This window comes from Mesorhizobium sp. M0227, assembly GCF_040321855.1.
GTDB lineage: Bacteria > Pseudomonadota > Alphaproteobacteria > Rhizobiales > Rhizobiaceae > Mesorhizobium.
On sequence record NZ_JAMYSJ010000010.1, the window covers coordinates 210,059 to 225,332 of the forward strand.

The 15,274-nt window shown below is 62.6% G+C and carries 15 protein-coding genes; all 15 read left to right on the forward strand.

Annotated elements, in window-relative coordinates:
* Positions 1-288: 288 nt before the first annotated feature.
* The 15 genes from NKJ00_RS16745 (at position 289) to purU (ending at position 15,265) form a co-directional block, all read left to right on the forward strand.
* Positions 289-1,902, forward strand: coding sequence for an extracellular solute-binding protein (locus NKJ00_RS16745; RefSeq protein WP_352630462.1), 1,614 nt, complete (start codon positions 289-291; stop codon positions 1,900-1,902).
* Positions 1,903-1,983: 81 nt separating this feature from the next.
* Complete coding sequence (locus tag NKJ00_RS16750; protein ID WP_128303407.1) at positions 1,984-2,844, forward strand: carbohydrate ABC transporter permease; 861 nt, start codon at positions 1,984-1,986, stop codon at positions 2,842-2,844.
* Positions 2,841-3,800, forward strand: coding sequence for a carbohydrate ABC transporter permease (locus NKJ00_RS16755; RefSeq protein ID WP_128303408.1), 960 nt, complete (start codon positions 2,841-2,843; stop codon positions 3,798-3,800). Before NKJ00_RS16750 ends, NKJ00_RS16755 begins: the two co-directional genes overlap by 4 nt.
* Entirely contained in the window at positions 3,797-4,888 is a 1,092-nt protein-coding gene (locus tag NKJ00_RS16760) for an ABC transporter ATP-binding protein (protein WP_128303409.1), read from the forward strand. The genes NKJ00_RS16755 and NKJ00_RS16760 overlap by 4 nt, the downstream gene beginning before the upstream one ends.
* A gap of 1 nt (position 4,889) precedes the next feature.
* A complete protein-coding gene (locus tag NKJ00_RS16765) occupies positions 4,890-5,951 on the forward strand; it encodes an ABC transporter ATP-binding protein (RefSeq protein WP_352630466.1) in 1,062 nt (353 codons plus the stop codon).
* Positions 5,952-5,986: 35 nt separating this feature from the next.
* Positions 5,987-7,072 carry a Gfo/Idh/MocA family protein gene (locus NKJ00_RS16770; protein WP_127382087.1) on the forward strand — a complete coding sequence of 362 codons (1,086 nt, stop codon included), beginning with the start codon at positions 5,987-5,989 and terminating at the stop codon, positions 7,070-7,072.
* A gap of 55 nt (positions 7,073-7,127) precedes the next feature.
* Positions 7,128-8,042, forward strand: coding sequence for a sugar phosphate isomerase/epimerase family protein (locus tag NKJ00_RS16775; RefSeq protein WP_128303411.1), 915 nt, complete (start codon positions 7,128-7,130; stop codon positions 8,040-8,042).
* Between the two features lie 67 nt (positions 8,043-8,109).
* Entirely contained in the window at positions 8,110-9,054 is a 945-nt protein-coding gene (locus NKJ00_RS16780) for a sugar ABC transporter substrate-binding protein (RefSeq protein WP_352630469.1), read from the forward strand.
* Positions 9,055-9,136: 82 nt separating this feature from the next.
* A complete protein-coding gene (locus NKJ00_RS16785; protein ID WP_352630471.1) occupies positions 9,137-10,117 on the forward strand; it encodes an ABC transporter permease in 981 nt (326 codons plus the stop codon).
* Positions 10,114-10,896, forward strand: a complete 783-nt coding sequence (locus NKJ00_RS16790; protein ID WP_502906408.1) for an ATP-binding cassette domain-containing protein — start codon at positions 10,114-10,116, stop codon at positions 10,894-10,896. Before NKJ00_RS16785 ends, NKJ00_RS16790 begins: the two co-directional genes overlap by 4 nt.
* A 16-nt stretch (positions 10,897-10,912) precedes the next feature.
* A complete protein-coding gene (locus NKJ00_RS16795; protein ID WP_352630476.1) occupies positions 10,913-12,094 on the forward strand; it encodes an aldose 1-epimerase family protein in 1,182 nt (393 codons plus the stop codon).
* A gap of 49 nt (positions 12,095-12,143) precedes the next feature.
* Positions 12,144-13,226 (forward strand): fatty acid desaturase family protein, encoded by a 1,083-nt coding sequence (locus tag NKJ00_RS16800; protein ID WP_352630478.1) that lies wholly within the window; start codon positions 12,144-12,146, stop codon positions 13,224-13,226.
* Positions 13,227-13,237: 11 nt separating this feature from the next.
* Positions 13,238-13,552: a MocE family 2Fe-2S type ferredoxin gene (locus tag NKJ00_RS16805; RefSeq protein ID WP_013530832.1), complete on the forward strand. Its 315-nt coding sequence runs from the start codon at positions 13,238-13,240 to the stop codon at positions 13,550-13,552.
* 34 nt (positions 13,553-13,586) lie between these two features.
* Positions 13,587-14,387: a 3-methyl-2-oxobutanoate hydroxymethyltransferase gene (locus NKJ00_RS16810; RefSeq protein ID WP_031213845.1), complete on the forward strand. Its 801-nt coding sequence runs from the start codon at positions 13,587-13,589 to the stop codon at positions 14,385-14,387.
* On the forward strand, positions 14,384-15,265 hold the full coding sequence (gene purU / locus NKJ00_RS16815; protein ID WP_023814025.1) for a formyltetrahydrofolate deformylase: 882 nt from the start codon (positions 14,384-14,386) through the stop codon (positions 15,263-15,265). Before NKJ00_RS16810 ends, purU begins: the two co-directional genes overlap by 4 nt.
* The last annotated feature ends 9 nt before the right edge of the window (positions 15,266-15,274 follow it).

The following is a 15,274-nucleotide window of genomic DNA, read 5'->3' on the forward strand; positions in this document are numbered from 1 at the left end:
GCCATCCGCGATTCTGATGGGAAATGATGTATCCGCCCTTGGCCGATGTGCAAGCCGCCGCGCTAAATCAAATGGTCCGGCAGGGCTGCGCAGGGCCAGGAAGGGTCGGGTACCCTCAAATTGAGGCATCCGGCTTGACGGATGGATCCCGTTTTTGTGCATTTCCTTGCCCCATTGCAATGTTATGATGTGTTTTGATTATTTATGATGTTGACAGCCTTGCCGGGCTGCAGTCAATATCCCTCATAAGGGTCGTGGAGGAAACGTGGCCCTGAGGGAGGAGTTTCAATGTCTGACTTGATCCGCATCTCGCGGCGCCGGCTGCTGGCATCCGGAGGAAAGGCGGCTGTGATCATGACCGCCGCTGGTATCGCACCCCAATTCATTCGTCCCGGTCGCGCCTATGCGGCCGACGCGCTGGCGCCCGGCATGATCGGCGGCCCGACGGGCTTCGAAGGGGCCGAGCGCTACCAGTATGGCGCCGACACGCCGGAAGGCCGTGCCATCGAGGCAGCCAAGGCGCTGAAGGGCGCCGGCAAGGCGCCGGCCAAGATCGTGCTCGGCCTGTCCGACGGCTCGATCGGCCAGCTCACGCAGCCTTTCCCGGCCGGTGCGCCGTCGATCAAGGATCTGTGGGAAAAGGAAACCGGCATCGCGATCGAAATCGTCGGTTTGCCAAACGGCCAGGAATTCACCAAGACGATGCAGGACATCTCCACCAAGGGTGGGGCCTACGACATCTACTCGACCGAATGGAACCGTCTTGGCGACCTCGCCGAAACCGGCGGCATCGCCAAGCTCGATGACTTTGTCGCGCAGCATAAGCCCGAATGGGACGATCCCGTCAGCGGCTATGTCAACGGCGCCAAGGGCGTGTCGCTGCTCAACAAATACCGCGGCTCCAACTATGGCGTGTCGCTGGACGGCGACTTCCAGACCTGGGTCTACCGCACCGACCTGTTCGGCGACGAAGCCGAGAAGAAGGCCTTCAAGGACAAATACGGCTACGATCTGGCGCCGCCGAAGACCTGGAAGCAGCATGGCGACATCGCCGCCTTTTTCCAGCGCCCGGACAAGGGCCTGTTCGGCTCGACCGACCTGCGCAACCAGGGCTGGGGCTATACCAACTGGTACCAGCGCTATGTCTCGATGGCTTCGCCCAACCAGTTCCTGTTTGGCGATGACGGCAAGCCGATGATCAATTCCGAGCAAGGCATTGCCGCCACCAACGAATATGTCGCTTCGCTCGCGCATCATTCGCCGGATGCGATCTCGTGGGGCTGGCCGGAGCAATACGGCAACTTCGCCAAGGGTGGTGCGGCGATGACCTGCGCCTTCTCCAACTTGCCGAAATTCCTCGACAATGCCGGCAACAAGGATTCAGCCGTCACCGGCAAGATCGGCTCGATGCTGCCGCCCGGCTGCGAGATCGGCGGCAAGCTGATCAGCCGTTCCGTGCTGTGGTTCTCGCTGACCGGCATGGTCTCGTCGCAGTCGAAAAACCAGGAGGTCGCCTATCTCCTGCTGCAATGGCTGGGCTCGGCCCGTATCTACGCATGGATGAGCGCCAACCCCGGCGGTTATCTGGACCCGTTCCGGCTTTCGGACTTCTCCGATCCGCTGGTGCGCCAGACCTATCATGCCTACCACATGGACGTCGTGCGCGAGACGGTCGCCCGCACCGTGCCAACCATCAACTATCCCGGCGCGACAGCCTTCCACAATGCGCTCGACGAGAACCTGATGGCGGCGCTGACCAAGGCCAAGACATCGGAGCAGGCGATGGCCGATACCGAGGCAGAGTGGAAAAAGATCGCCCGGCGCACCGGCGAGGACAAACTGCTCGAAGCCATCAAGACGAACAAGGAGGCCTGGCCGACAGTCCTCGATCCAATCGTCTGATCCTTCTCCCTGGATCATATCGAAGGAGGGGAGGAGCTTGCTTCTCCCCTCCGCCCACAACGCCACCAGCAAAGCCGCCAGATGAAGCGTTCCGTTCCTTTCCTGATATTCCGCTATGTCGCGATCTTCGCGGCCATAGCGGTGACGCTGGTGCCGATCCTGTGGATGGTATCGATGGCGTTCAAGCCGATCGCCGAATGGTCGGCGACCGGCGCCGAACTGACCTGGTGGCCGAAGAACCCGACGCTCAGCAATTTCCGTTTCGTCTTCGGCGAGTCGACCAACAATTTGATCGTCGCGCTCGACCGTAACGCGCTAAAGCCGATCCTCGCATCGCTGCTGTCGGCGGTTTTCGGCACGGTGATCGCCATGTCGGCGGGCACTACCGCGGCCTACGGGCTGTCGCGTTTCGGCTCCGGCCAGAACCTGCCGCTGGCGCTGATCCAGCTCAGGATCTTTCCGCCGATGGCGGTCATGATCCCGGTGATGATCATGTGGGCTTTCCTCAACTTCACCGACAGCTGGTGGGGCCTGGCGCTGATCTACGGCATCGTCACCTTGCCGTTCGCCTTCTGGCTGATGAAGACCTTCTTCGACGACATGCCGCGCGAGATCGAGGAGGCGGCGCTTGTCGAGGGCTGTTCGCGGCTGCGCGTCTTCACCCGCATCACGTTGCCGATGATGCGCGCGCCGCTGGCCAGTGCCGCGCTCTTCGTCTTCATCCTCAACTGGTCGGACTATTTGATCGCGCTGCTTCTGACGACGCGCGAATGGGTGACCATCCCGGTCTACATGGCCTCTTTGTCCTCCTCGATGACCGGGCAGCTCTATGGCGCCAAGGCGGCGCTTGGGCTGATCGCGGCCGTGCCGCCGGTCATCATGGGCATCGCCATCCAACGCCACCTGGTGCGCGGGTTGACGTTCGGGGCGCTCAAGCAATGAGCGCGGTGACTGTCATGACTTCCAAGGATGAGATGAAAGCGGTCGGAGCAAAGCCGGTTTCGCGCGATGAGGGCGCAAGGCTGGGTTTCCGGCTCACGCTGCCTGCGCAGATCCTGGTGCTGTTCATCTCGGCCTTCCCGCTGTTGATGCAGCTCTACATCAGCGTCACCGACTGGTCGCCCCTGTCGGGCACCGGCTGGTGGAACGCCTGGTCGATGTGGAACAGCTTTGCCAACTACACCGATCTCGCCGTCGACACGCGCTTCTGGAGTGCGCTGAAGCGTACGGCCATCGTCATGATCGTCTGCGTGCCGGTTGAGTTCCTGCTCGGGCTGGCGCTGGCGACGCTGTTTGCCGACGATTTCCCGGGCAAGCGCGTCTTCTATTCGATCCTACTGATGCCGATGATGGTGGTGCCGGCGGTGGCCGGCTACATGTTCTTCATGCTGTTCCAGTCGGGGGGGCCGGTGAACGACATCTTGTCGGCGCTCACCGGATCTCCCGTCACCATCGCCTGGCTGTCGGATCCGACTCTGGCGCTGATCGCGGTGATGGTCGCCGACATCTGGCAATGGACGCCGCTGATGTTCCTTATCCTGCTTGCCGGCCTGGTCGGCGTGCCGGAGGACCAGATCAAGGCGGCGACGCTGCTCGGCGCCAATCCGTGGCAGCGCTTCGTCACCATCGTGCTGCCGAAGATGAAGACGATCATCATCATCGCGCTGGCGATCCGGGTGATCGAGAACTTCAAGATCTTCGATACGCTCTACATCATGACCGGCGGTGGCCCCGGCGTCGCTACCGAGACCATCTCGGTCTACATCTACAAGCTCACCACGCAGGACCTGATCTGGGGCTATGTGGCGGCGATCGCGCTGGCCATATTGGTCGTGCTGTCGATCGTCGCGGTGTTTGCCATGAAGCGCATGGCGCGGGCACGCGAGGTACCGACATGAGCGCCATTCACCTGCAAAACCTAGTCAAGAAATTCGGCGACTTCACCGCGCTGAAGACCATGGATTTGGCAATATCAGACGGCGAGTTCATGGCGCTGCTCGGCCCGTCGGGCTGCGGCAAGTCGACGACGATGAACATGATCGCCGGCATGGAAGAGCCGACCGGCGGCAAGATCCTGTTTGGCGAGCGCGACATGGCCGGCGTGCCGATGGGCCGGCGCGGCGTCGGCTTCGTCTTCCAGAACTACGCCATCTTCACGCATATGACGGTGCGCCAGAACCTTGCCTATGGACCAAAAATGCGAGGGGCTGCCAAAGCCGAGATCGATCGCCGTGTCGGCGCCATCGCTGAGATGCTGCAGCTGACGCCGCTGCTCGACCGCAAGGCCGACAGGCTGTCGGTCAACATATTGCAGCGGGTGGCGATCGGCCGCTCGGCGATCATGGAGCCGGCGATCTTCCTGCTCGACGAGCCGCTCTCCAATGTCGACGCCGCTTTCCGGGCCGTCATGCGCACCGAACTGAAGCAGCTGCAGCGGCAGTTCCGCCAGACCATGGTCTATGTCACCCACGACCAGCTCGAGGCGATGACCATGGCCGACCGCATCGCGGTCATGGACCATGGCGTGCTGCAGCAGGTCGGCACGCCGCTCGAGGTCTACAACGATCCGGCCAATGTCTTCGTCGCCCGCTTCATCGGCGCGCCAGGCATGAACCTGCTCAGGGGCAGGCCGGTGGAGAGCGACCGCGGGCTGGTCGTCGACCTCGGACCGTTGGGCATCACGCCGCCGCTGCCCGGAGAACTCGCGGCGGCCATGCGCAGCGCACGCGGCGAGGTACTTTACGGATTTAGGCCGGAGCAAGTGACGCTGGTGCAAGATGGGCAAGGCCTTGCCATGCAGGTTACCTTCGTCGAACGGATCGGCGCGCGCACCATCGTTCATCTCGGCCACGGCGAGGCTGCTGTGAAAACGGTGTTCGACAATGATGTCGGGCTGGCGATCGGCGACACCGCCATCGTCGCCCCCGCCGCGTCGTCGGTGCGTGTCTTCGACGCCGCTAGCGGTCTTGCGATGAAGGCAGGTTGAGATGGCTGATATCGTCTTTCGCAATGTGACCAAGCGCTACGGCAGCACGCTCGCCGTCGACGACGCCTCGTTCACGGTCAACGACAACGAGTTCTTCTGTTTCTTCGGGCCGCCCCTGTCGGGCAAGTCGACGATCCTGCGCCTGGTGTTGGGGTTGGAGACGCCTGATACCGGAGAGATTTTGATCGGCGGCAGGCCGGTCAATACGGTGTCGCCAGCCGAGCGCAACGTGGCGATGGTGTTCCAGAATCTGGCGCTGTTTCCGCATATGAGCGCGCTCGACAATGTCCGCTTTCCTCTGGTCGAACGCCGGGTCGCCGAGGTCGAGATCAAAAGGCGGGTCGCCGACGTCGCGGCGAAGCTGCATATCGGCCATATCCTGCACAAGCCGCCGGGACAGCTTTCGGGCGGGGAGCGGCAGCGCGTGGCGATCGCGCGGGCTCTGGTGCGCGATCCCAATGCCTATCTGATGGACGATCCGATCTCGGCGCTAGACGCCAGGCTGCGCGAGGAAACGCGCGTCGAGCTGAAGCGCATCCAGCGCGAGCTCGGCAAGACGCTGATCTACGTCACGCATGACCAGGAAGAGGCGATGTCGGTCGCTGACCGCATTGCCATCCTGCAGGACGGCAAGATCAGGCAGATCGGTACGCCGGCGGAGATTTACGACCGCCCGTCCAGCACCTATGTGGCAAGGCTGCTTGGCTCGCCGATGATGAACATCCTCAGATCGGCGCGCGGCGAGGGCGGTGTCGAAGCGGCTGAAGGCACGATCCGCATCGAAGACAAGACAGCGCCCGCCGACGCCGTGGAGATCGGCCTGAGGCCGGAAGACATCAAGGTCAGACCGTGGGCGGACGGGGGCCCGGGCCGCCCGGCGCGAGTGTTCGAGGTCGAGCCGCTTGGCGGCTACACCGTGGTGACGCTCGCTGCCGGGCAGGCGCGCCTGAAGGCATTGCTGCGCGGTCAGCCCGACATCCGGCCGGATGCCATGGTGGCGATATCCTGCGAGCCGGCCAGAGTGCATTATTTCGAACAGAGCGGCGGGGCGTTGGCACGATGACGGCCGCCGCAAGGAAAGACTTTCGGGAGGAAGAGATGGCAAACAAGGGCTTCGAGCCGGACGTGAAGGTCCGCACGAAGGAATACAGGATCGGCTGCGTCGGCGCCGGCATGATCATGGCCGAGTGCCATCTCGCCGCCTACAAGGAAGCTGGATTCCCGGTGGTGGCGATCGCCTCGCGCACCAGGGCCAGCGCCGAGAAGGTGGCGACGCGCTGGAGCATCCCCACGGTCCACGACACGCCTGAAAAACTGATCGAGGACGAGAATGTCGAGATCATCGATCTTGCTTTCCCGCCCGACCTGCAGCCGGCGCTGATTCGTCACGCGCTGAAGCAGAAGCACATCAAGGCGATCCTGGCGCAGAAGCCGTTGGCCTTGTCGGTCGAGGAAGCGGTCAAGCTGCGCGACGAGGCGGCCAAGGCCGGCAAGATCCTCTCGGTCAATCAGAACATGCGCTACGACCAGTCGATGCGCGTCTTGAAGCAGATCATCGACAGCGGCGCGCTGGGCGACATCGTCTTCGCGCAGATCGACATGCATGCCATCCCGCACTGGCAGAGCTTCCTTGAGGACTACGACCGCCTGACGCTTGCCAATATGAGTGTGCATCATCTCGACGTGCTGCGCTTCCTGTTCGGCGACCCCGACGAAATCACCACGCTGACACGCAAGGATCCGCGCACGACATTCGACCACTCGGACGGCATCACGGTGTCGACGCTGCGCTTCCCGTCCGGTGTGCTCGCCGTGTCGCTGGAGGATGTCTGGTCGGGTCCGCGCCAGGATGGCTACAAGGACGACCAGCACATCAACTGGCGCGTCGACGGCAGCAAGGGGGTCGCGAAGGGCACCATTGGCTGGCCGACGGGCGCTGCCTCGACGCTGACTTACGCTTCGACCGAGACGACCGGCGGCGAATGGGTCAGCCCGAGCTGGGACACGATGTGGTTCCCGCATGCCTTTATCGGCGTGATGGAGCAGCTCCAGCATGCGGTGAGGACCGGCACGCCGCCGGCGCTGTCGGTCGCCGACAACGTCAAGACCATGGCGCTGGTCGAGGCGGGTTATCGCTCGATCGACGAGGGCCGCACGGTCAAGCTTTCCGAAATCGCTACCTGATCACCGCAACTGAAACACCAGACAACTGAATCGCTTACAGGGAGGAATTCACACCATGATGCAGGCAGGTATTTTCACGGGGTATTTCCCCTACGGCCTCGAAGAGACAGCGAAGAAAATTCGCGGCCACGGTTTCAACACCGTGCAGCTCGACCTTCATTTCAAGGATATCGATCTGTCGGCCGGCCAGATCACCAAGGATAAGGCCAAGAAGGTTCGCGACACGTTCCGTGCCCACGACCTGCCGATCTGCTGCATCTCGGGCTACACCAATGTCATTCATCCCGACCTCGCGCACCGCAAGGCGAATGTCGATCGGCTGAAGGAAATCATCCGTAACGCCCGCCAGCTCGGCAGTCCTTACGTGATCTCGGAGACCGGTACCTACAACACCGAGAGCGAGTGGATGAGCGATCCCAAGAACAAGTCCGAAGAGGGTTTTGAGATGTGCCGCAAGGTGATCTCCGAACTGGCGCAGGAAGCCTATGACCACGGCGCAATGTTCCTGCTCGAAACCTACGTCAACAATGTCGTCGGCTCGGTCGAGGAAACGGTGAGGATGTTCGCGCAGGTCGACCATCCGGGCCTCGGCCTGCTGATGGATCCGACCAACTACTTCGAAAGCCACAACATCGACCAGATGGACAAGGTGCTGAACCAGGTGTTCGACACGCTGGCCGACAAGGTCAAAATCGCGCATGCCAAGGATGTCGCACGAGCCGGCGACGACAAGAGTGAGAAGCATGCGGACATCGGCGATGACGACGCGCTGGCCTCGCACACCTTCCGCGGCGTTGGCGAGATGGTCCTCAACGCGCCGGGCACCGGCTCGCTGAACTACGACCTCTATCTGCAGCGCCTGTCGCAGAAGAACCCGAACATCCCGGTGATCATCGAACACCTTTCGGAAGACGACGTGCCGAGGGCCAAGAAATTTCTCGACGACAAGTTCCGCGCCAACGGTCTCTGACCGGCTGTGCGCCGCCCTTTGCCGGCGGTGCATCCGGCTTGGAAGCAACAACAAGGGAGGAATTGCAGTGTTGAAATTCGGATTGAAACTGGCGGCGTCCGCGACTGTGTTCGCGGGCATCGCATTCGCCTCGCCGGCAATGGCGCAGGATGGCCAGAAGACTTTCTACCTGCTGTCGCATGGCGGTCCCTCAGATGCATTCTGGCTCGACTGGAATGCCGGCGCGACCAAAGCCTGCGACCAGCTCAAGGTGACCTGCAAGATCTCCTTCAGCGGCGGCGACATGGCGGCGCAGAAGGAGGCCTTCAATTCCGCGCTTGCGGCCAAGCCCGACGGCATCGCCACCACCTCGGCCCAGCCGGGCTTGTGGACCGAGGAAGTGAAGGCTGCCAAGGCGGCCGGGATCCCGATCGTGTTCTTCAACACAGACGATCCGGCGACCGGACGGCAGGCCTATGTCGGCGCCGATCTCAAGGAGGCGGGCGTCATCTGGGCCAAGTATCTCGTCGACCACAAGATGGTGAAGCAGGGCGACAAGGTGTTCCTGCCGGTGGAAGTGCCTGGCGCCAGCTATCAGCAGCTGGAGACCGAAGGCATCGCCAGCGTCTTCGATCCGTTGGGGATCAAATATGATGTGGTCGACTGCGGCACCGACCCGGCCGGCATCATTGCCAAGATGACCGACTATATGGTGGCCAACAATCCGCCGGCGATCATCGCGCTTGGCGATTCCGTCGCGGCCAGCGTCAAGCGGGTGTTCGACGGCGCGGGTGTGCCGGCCGGCAAGATCCCGGTTGTCGGCTGGGGCAATTCGAAGGAAACCGCGGAGGCCGTCAAATCCGGCTTCGTCAACGCGGCCGCCTGGCAGTTCCCGTCTGCACAGGGCTTCATGCCGGTGGCATTGCTCGGGCTCGCCGCGTCGGGCGAACCGATCGGCTACGACATCCATACTTTCAGCCTTTACGACGCCTCAAGCGTCGAACCGATCCTGAAACTCTACGACACGAAGTGAAAACCGGTCCCCGCGGCGCAGGCCGCGGGCACCACTTCAAAGCATGGTTCAAGCAGTCATGATGATCGCCGCAGAAGACGAAATGCCTGTCGGGAAACGCAGATCGAGCCTTATACGCTCGCCGCAATTCTCCTCGCTCGTCATCCTCATTGTCCTGCTCGCGATTTTCGCCATCGCCGATGCCAATTTCCTGTCGCCGCTCAACATCTCCAACATGATGGCGTTCCTCCCCGAGCTCGGCATCATCGCGCTCGGCATGACACTGCTTCTGACGGCGGGCGAATTCGACCTGTCGGTTGGTGCCGTGTTCGGGCTGGCGCCGGTCGTCGTCATGCTTCTGGTGCAGAACGGAGGCGTCGATATCGGCATCGCGCTTCTGGCCGGGCTTCTGCTGTGCGTCGCCATCGGCGCGATCAACGGGTTGATCGTCACCAAGATCGGCATTTCGTCCTTCCTGGTCACGCTGTCCATGCTGCTCGTGGTGCGCGGGGCGGCGCTCTACATCACGCAGGGCTTTCCGCTGAAATCCTGGGACCAGCCAGGCTTCTTCGTCACCCTGCTGGCCGGCAGCTTCAATGTCGGTTCGTTCAGGTTCTACACCTCGCTGTGGTGGTTCATCGGTCTCTCGCTGCTGGCGATCTACGTGCTGCGCTATGCCAAGCTCGGCAACTGGATCAGCGCCATCGGCTCCAATCGGAACGCGGCGGTGGCGCGCGGCGTGCCGGCGGACGCCGTCAAGGTGTGGCTGTTCATCCTGACTTCGGTCCTGGCGGGACTGGCCGGCATGATCAGCGCCTTCCGCATCTCGGCCGCCTCACCGGTGGCCGGCACCGGCTACGAGCTCGAAGTGATCGCCATGGTGGTGGTCGGCGGCACGGCGCTGACCGGCGGACGCGGCACGATCCTCGGCACCATCGTCGGCGCGCTGATGCTGCGCGCGATCCGCAACGGCATCGTGCTGATCGGCGTGCCGGGCCTCGCCTACAACATCTTCGTCGGCCTCATCATCCTCGCCATGCTCATCCTGCACGCTTTGCTGCAGAAGAACGCTGCAAGGGGCTGATCATGGAAGTTCTCCGGCTGCAGAATCTGCAAAAATCCTTCGGCAGCGTTCGGGCGCTGAAGAATGCGTCCTTTGCTCTCAAGGAGGGCGAGGTGGTGGCCTTGCTCGGCGACAATGGCGCCGGCAAATCGACATTGATCAAGGCTATTTCCGGCGTGTTTCCGATCGACCGTGGCGACATCTATGTGCGCGGCGAGAAGGTCTCGATCCGCTCGACGCGCGATGCGATGGACCTCGGCATCGAGACCATCCACCAGGATACGTCTCTGGCGCCGGATCTCAGCATCGCGCGCAATCTTTTCCTTGGGCGCGAACCGGTCAAGCTGAAATGGCTGGGCGTGTTCGCGCCGCTCGATTTCGCCAAATTGCGCGACGCGGCGTCGGCGCTGTTGAAGCGCGTCGGCATCTCGAAAAAACTCGACGCCGATGCGCTGGTCTCTACGCTGTCGGGTGGCGAGCGGCAGTCGATTGCGATTTCTCGCGCCATGCAGTTCGCCGCCAAGGTCATCATCCTCGACGAACCGACCAACAATCTCGGTGTCGAGGAAACCCATGGTGTGCTGCGCTTCGTCAAGGAGGTGCGTGAGGCCGGTCATTCCGTGCTTTTGATCACCCACAACATCCACCACGTGTTCCAGGTTGCCGACCGCATCATCGTCATGCGCCGCGGCGAGATCGTCGCCGAGCAGACGGTTGCCGATACCGATCTTCTGACCGTGGAAAGCATCATCACCGGCGCCGACATGTCGGCCCTGCTGAAAGAGACGAGAGCGAAGTGAAGAAGTTGGCCGTCACATGGTAGAACTCTATGGCAAGACGCTTTCGCGCCGGCAGGTATCGGAACGTTCGGGCATGCTGTCGCAATTTGCCGGCGTGCGGCTGATGACGCTTGCCGACGGGGTGGAACGCGGCATTCGCATGCTGGAGTTCCGCACCGGCTCAGGCCTGCGCTTCACCGCGCTGGTCGACCGGGCTCTCGACATCGCCGACTGCGACTATAGGGGACAGGCGATCGGCTGGCATTCGCCAAGCGGCTTTCGCCACCCCGCCCTGCACGATTACGAGGGGGAAGGGGGGCTCGCCTGGGCGCGCTCGTTTTCAGGCCTGCTTGTCACCTGCGGCCTCGACCACATATTGGGCCGCGAAGAGGTGCCTGCCGATAGCTACAATTACCCGGGCAAGAAGACCGTGGTGCATTCGCTGCATGGCCGCGTTGGCACCATTCCAGCGCGGCTGACCGGTTATGGCGAGGCCTGGGATGGCGACCGCTGCGTGCTTTGGGCTGAAGGCGTCGTTCAGCAATCGGCGGTGTTCGGCGAGGATCTGCACCTGCTGCGGCGCATCGAGGCCGATGTCGGCGGCAACGAGATCCGGCTGTCGGACCGCGTCGTCAATCACGGCTTCAACCGCACGCCGCATATGTATTTCTACCACGTCAACGTCAGCCATCCCTTGCTCGATGAGGGCTCGCGCTATCTGGCGCCGATCCGCGATGTCGTCTGGGCTGGCCATGCAGGCGAACGCTACGAAGCGCAGACGGTCGGTTACCGCACCGTGCCGGCGCCGCGACTGGGCTTCAGCGAGCAGGTCTGGCAGCACGAGATGGCGGCGGGCGCCAATGGCGAGGTGCCGGTGGCGGTGGTCAATGACGGCATAGGGCTTGGCCTGGAAGTGATCACGCGCAAGGATCAGCTGCCTTGCGCCTACCAATGGCAGAATTTCCAGGCAGGGCAGTATGCGCTGGGCATAGAGCCCTCGACACACCATGTCTTGGGCAATCTCGCGGCGCGCGAGCGAGGCGAGATGATCTGGCTGGAGCATGGCGAAGGCCGTTCTTACGACGCGGTGTTCCGGGTGCTCGACGGCGCCGGCGCGATCGCCGCGGCCGAAGCGAAGATCGCTTCGATCGCCAGGCAACCGCAACAGGATTATCCTGCGCCGTCGGGCAATTTTCCGGGATTGGCGGACAGGGCATGATGCGAAACGAATGCTCCGGCTGGCGGGCCGGAAATCGGAGGTCGATGTGATGGCGAAAAAGCGCGACTACAGCCTGGTCGGGGAAAGCACGCGCACCGCGATCGAGACCGGGCTGGCCTCGGCCGAGTGGTATCACACCGATGTGCCGCGCAAGGCGATGAAAGAGCTGATGCAACGCTCGGACGGGCCGGCGATCCGCGACACGATCATCTGGATCGTTGCCATATTGGGCTCTGCCGCCGGGATCGCCTGGTTCTGGGGCACGTGGTGGGTGGTGCCGTTCCTGCTCATCTATGGCGTGCTCTACGGCTCGTCCAGCGACTCGCGCTGGCACGAGTGCGGCCACGGCACCGCTTTCCGCACGCGCTGGATGAACGATGCCGTCTACCAGATCGCCAGCTTCATGCTGATGCGCAACCCGGTGACCTGGCGCTGGAGCCATGCGCGCCATCACACCGACACGATCATCGTCGGCCGCGACGCCGAGATCGCGGTGATGCGTCCGCCGGACCTGCTGCGCGCCGCACTCGCCTTCACCGGCATTCTCGATTTCCGCTATTCGCTGCCGACGCTGGTGCGCAATGCGTTCGGCAGCATCTCGCCCGACGAGAAAAGCTTTATCCCCGAGATGGAGCTTCACAAGGTGGTCACCGCCGCGCGCTGGCATGTCGCCATCTATGTCGCGGCGATCGTGCTGGCGCTCTATCTGTGGTCGTTCCTGCCGCTGGTGCTGATCGGCCTGCCGCGCCTCTACGGCAGCTGGCACATGGTGCTGACCGGCCTGCTGCAGCATATCGGCCTGGCCGATAATGTCACCGACCACCGGCTGAACACGCGCACCGTCTACATGAACCCGATCAGCCGCTTCATCTACTGGAACATGAACTACCATGTCGAACATCACATGTTCCCGATGGTGCCGTATCACGCGCTGCCGAGGCTGCATGAATTGATCAAGCATGATCTGCCCGCGCCGAACCCTTCGATGTGGCATGCCTACCGCGAGGTCTGGCCGGTGCTGCTGAAGCAGCTTCAGTACGAGGACTATTTCCTCAAGCGTGAATTGCCGCCGACGGCCAGGCCGTACCGGGACGAGTTCCATGCGCTGACCGTTCCGGCGGCGGCGGAATAGGGGAGAAGCAGATGGCCGACTGGGTTGAAGCGTGTGGCGTCGACGATGTCGAGGAAGAGGATGTCATCCGCTTCGATCATGGCGGCCGTACCTTCGCCATATATCGCAGTCCCGATGACGAGTACTTCGCAACCGACGGATACTGCACGCATGAGAAGGCGCATCTGGCCGATGGGCTGGTGATGGACGACATCATCGAATGCCCCAAGCACAATGGCCGCTTCAACTACAAGACGGGTGTGGCCCGAGGCGCACCGGTATGCGTCAATCTCGCCACCTATCCGGTGAAGGTCGAGGCTGGCAAAGTGATGATCCAGATCGGCTGACCTGCCGCCGAATGCAACTGAGGGAACCCATTTGATGAGCCGAAAAAGACCAACGGTGGCGGATTTGCGCGCCATGAAGGGCAAGCGACAGCTGACCATGCTGCGCGTGCTGACGATGGACGAGGCCGAGGCCGCCGAGCGCGCGGGGGTCGACATCGTCTCGGTGCCGCCCGAACTGGTGCTCAACCCGCAATACCGGGACGCCGCACCCAGCCTGTTCACCATGCCGGGCGACAATTTCTACGAGATCGGCACGGCGGACGATTTCGTGCGCTGGGCTTTCCTGCTCTACAAGGCCGGCGCCGACGCGGTCTATTGCAGCGCCGGCTACGCCACGATCAAGCGGATGGCCGATGACAATATCCCGGTGATCGGCCATGTCGGGCTGATCCCGTCACGGGCCACCTGGACCGGCGGCTTCAAGGCGGTCGGCAAGACCGCCGACACCGCCATGGAGGTCTTCGCGGCGGTGAAGCAGCTGGAAACTGTCGGCGCCATCGGCGCCGAGATCGAGGTCGTACCGGTCGAGGTGGCCAAGGCGATCTCTGAACGGACATCGTTGATCATGCTGTCGATGGGAGCGGGCACCGGTTGCGATGCGCAATATCTGTTCGCTGACGACATCCTCGGCCAGAACCGTGGCCACATGCCCCGTCACTCCAAGGTCTACCGCAACTTCGCCGCCGAGTATGATCGTTTGCAGGCCGAGCGTATCGCCGCGTTCTCGGAATATGTTGCCGATGTCAACAGTCTTGCCTATCCCGAAGACAAGCATGTGGTGCATATGGATCCGGCTGAGCTCAGCCTGTTCATGAAAAGGGTCGACAGGGCGTGAAATCTCAAGGCAATGATGCGACGGACGACGCCGCGCCGGTTCATATTCTTACGCTTTCTTGCGAGGACCAGCCGGGGATCGTCGCCGCGGTCACGGCGGAGCTTGCCGCGAACGGCGCCAACATCGCCGAAAGCAGCCAGTTCTGGGACCGGCAGACCAATCGCTTTTTCATGCGGATCGCCTTCATCAGCCCGCCAGGCTCGACCAGGGACAGTCTGGAACGGGCCTTGAAATCAAGTGTCGACCGGTTCGGCATGAAGACCGCGCTCGTCGATCAGGGGCGCCGCCCGAAGATCATCGTCATGGTCTCCAGGTTCGACCACGCGCTTCTGCATCTGCTGTACCAGATCAGGGTCGGCTGGCTGAACGCGGAGGTTGCCGCCGTCGTCTCCAACCACGAGGATGCCCGCCGCTTCGCCGAGCTGGAGGGCATTCCCTACCACCATTGGCCGACCACCAGGGAGAACAAGGCCGAGCAGGAACAGAAGCTGCTGGACCTGGTGCAGCAAACAGGGGCCGAACTGGTCATCCTGGCGCGCTACATGCAGGTCTTCTCGAAAAGCCTGTCGGACCGGCTGTTCGGACGGGCGATCAACATCCACCATTCCTTCCTGCCGAGCTTCAAGGGCGCCAAGCCTTATCACCAGGCCTTCGACCGCGGCGTCAAGCTGATCGGTGCGACGGCGCATTACGTCACCTCCGACCTCGATGAGGGCCCGATCATCGATCAGGAGACCGAACGCGTCACCCATGCGATGAGCGCCGAGGATTTCGTCGCCGTCGGGCGCGACATCGAAAGCCGGGTGCTGGCGCGCGCGGTCAAGCTGCATCTCGAAGCCCGCGTCATGCTCAACGGCCACAAGACCGTCGTCTTCTGAGAAGCCGCG

Excerpts from the sequence above, each read along its gene's own strand:
- NKJ00_RS16745 (WP_352630462.1), top strand. The coding sequence starts at position 289 with ATGTCTGACTTGATCCGCATCTCGCGGCGCCGGCTGCTGGCATCCGGA.
- NKJ00_RS16750 (WP_128303407.1), top strand. The coding sequence starts at position 1,984 with ATGAAGCGTTCCGTTCCTTTCCTGATATTCCGCTATGTCGCGATCTTC.
- NKJ00_RS16755 (WP_128303408.1), top strand. The coding sequence starts at position 2,841 with ATGAGCGCGGTGACTGTCATGACTTCCAAGGATGAGATGAAAGCGGTC.
- NKJ00_RS16760 (WP_128303409.1), top strand. The coding sequence starts at position 3,797 with ATGAGCGCCATTCACCTGCAAAACCTAGTCAAGAAATTCGGCGACTTC.
- NKJ00_RS16765 (WP_352630466.1), top strand. The coding sequence starts at position 4,890 with ATGGCTGATATCGTCTTTCGCAATGTGACCAAGCGCTACGGCAGCACG.
- NKJ00_RS16770 (WP_127382087.1), top strand. The coding sequence starts at position 5,987 with ATGGCAAACAAGGGCTTCGAGCCGGACGTGAAGGTCCGCACGAAGGAA.
- NKJ00_RS16775 (WP_128303411.1), top strand. The coding sequence starts at position 7,128 with ATGATGCAGGCAGGTATTTTCACGGGGTATTTCCCCTACGGCCTCGAA.
- NKJ00_RS16785 (WP_352630471.1), top strand. The coding sequence starts at position 9,137 with ATGCCTGTCGGGAAACGCAGATCGAGCCTTATACGCTCGCCGCAATTC.
- NKJ00_RS16795 (WP_352630476.1), top strand. The coding sequence starts at position 10,913 with ATGGTAGAACTCTATGGCAAGACGCTTTCGCGCCGGCAGGTATCGGAA.
- NKJ00_RS16800 (WP_352630478.1), top strand. The coding sequence starts at position 12,144 with ATGGCGAAAAAGCGCGACTACAGCCTGGTCGGGGAAAGCACGCGCACC.
- NKJ00_RS16805 (WP_013530832.1), top strand. The coding sequence starts at position 13,238 with ATGGCCGACTGGGTTGAAGCGTGTGGCGTCGACGATGTCGAGGAAGAG.
- NKJ00_RS16810 (WP_031213845.1), top strand. The coding sequence starts at position 13,587 with ATGAGCCGAAAAAGACCAACGGTGGCGGATTTGCGCGCCATGAAGGGC.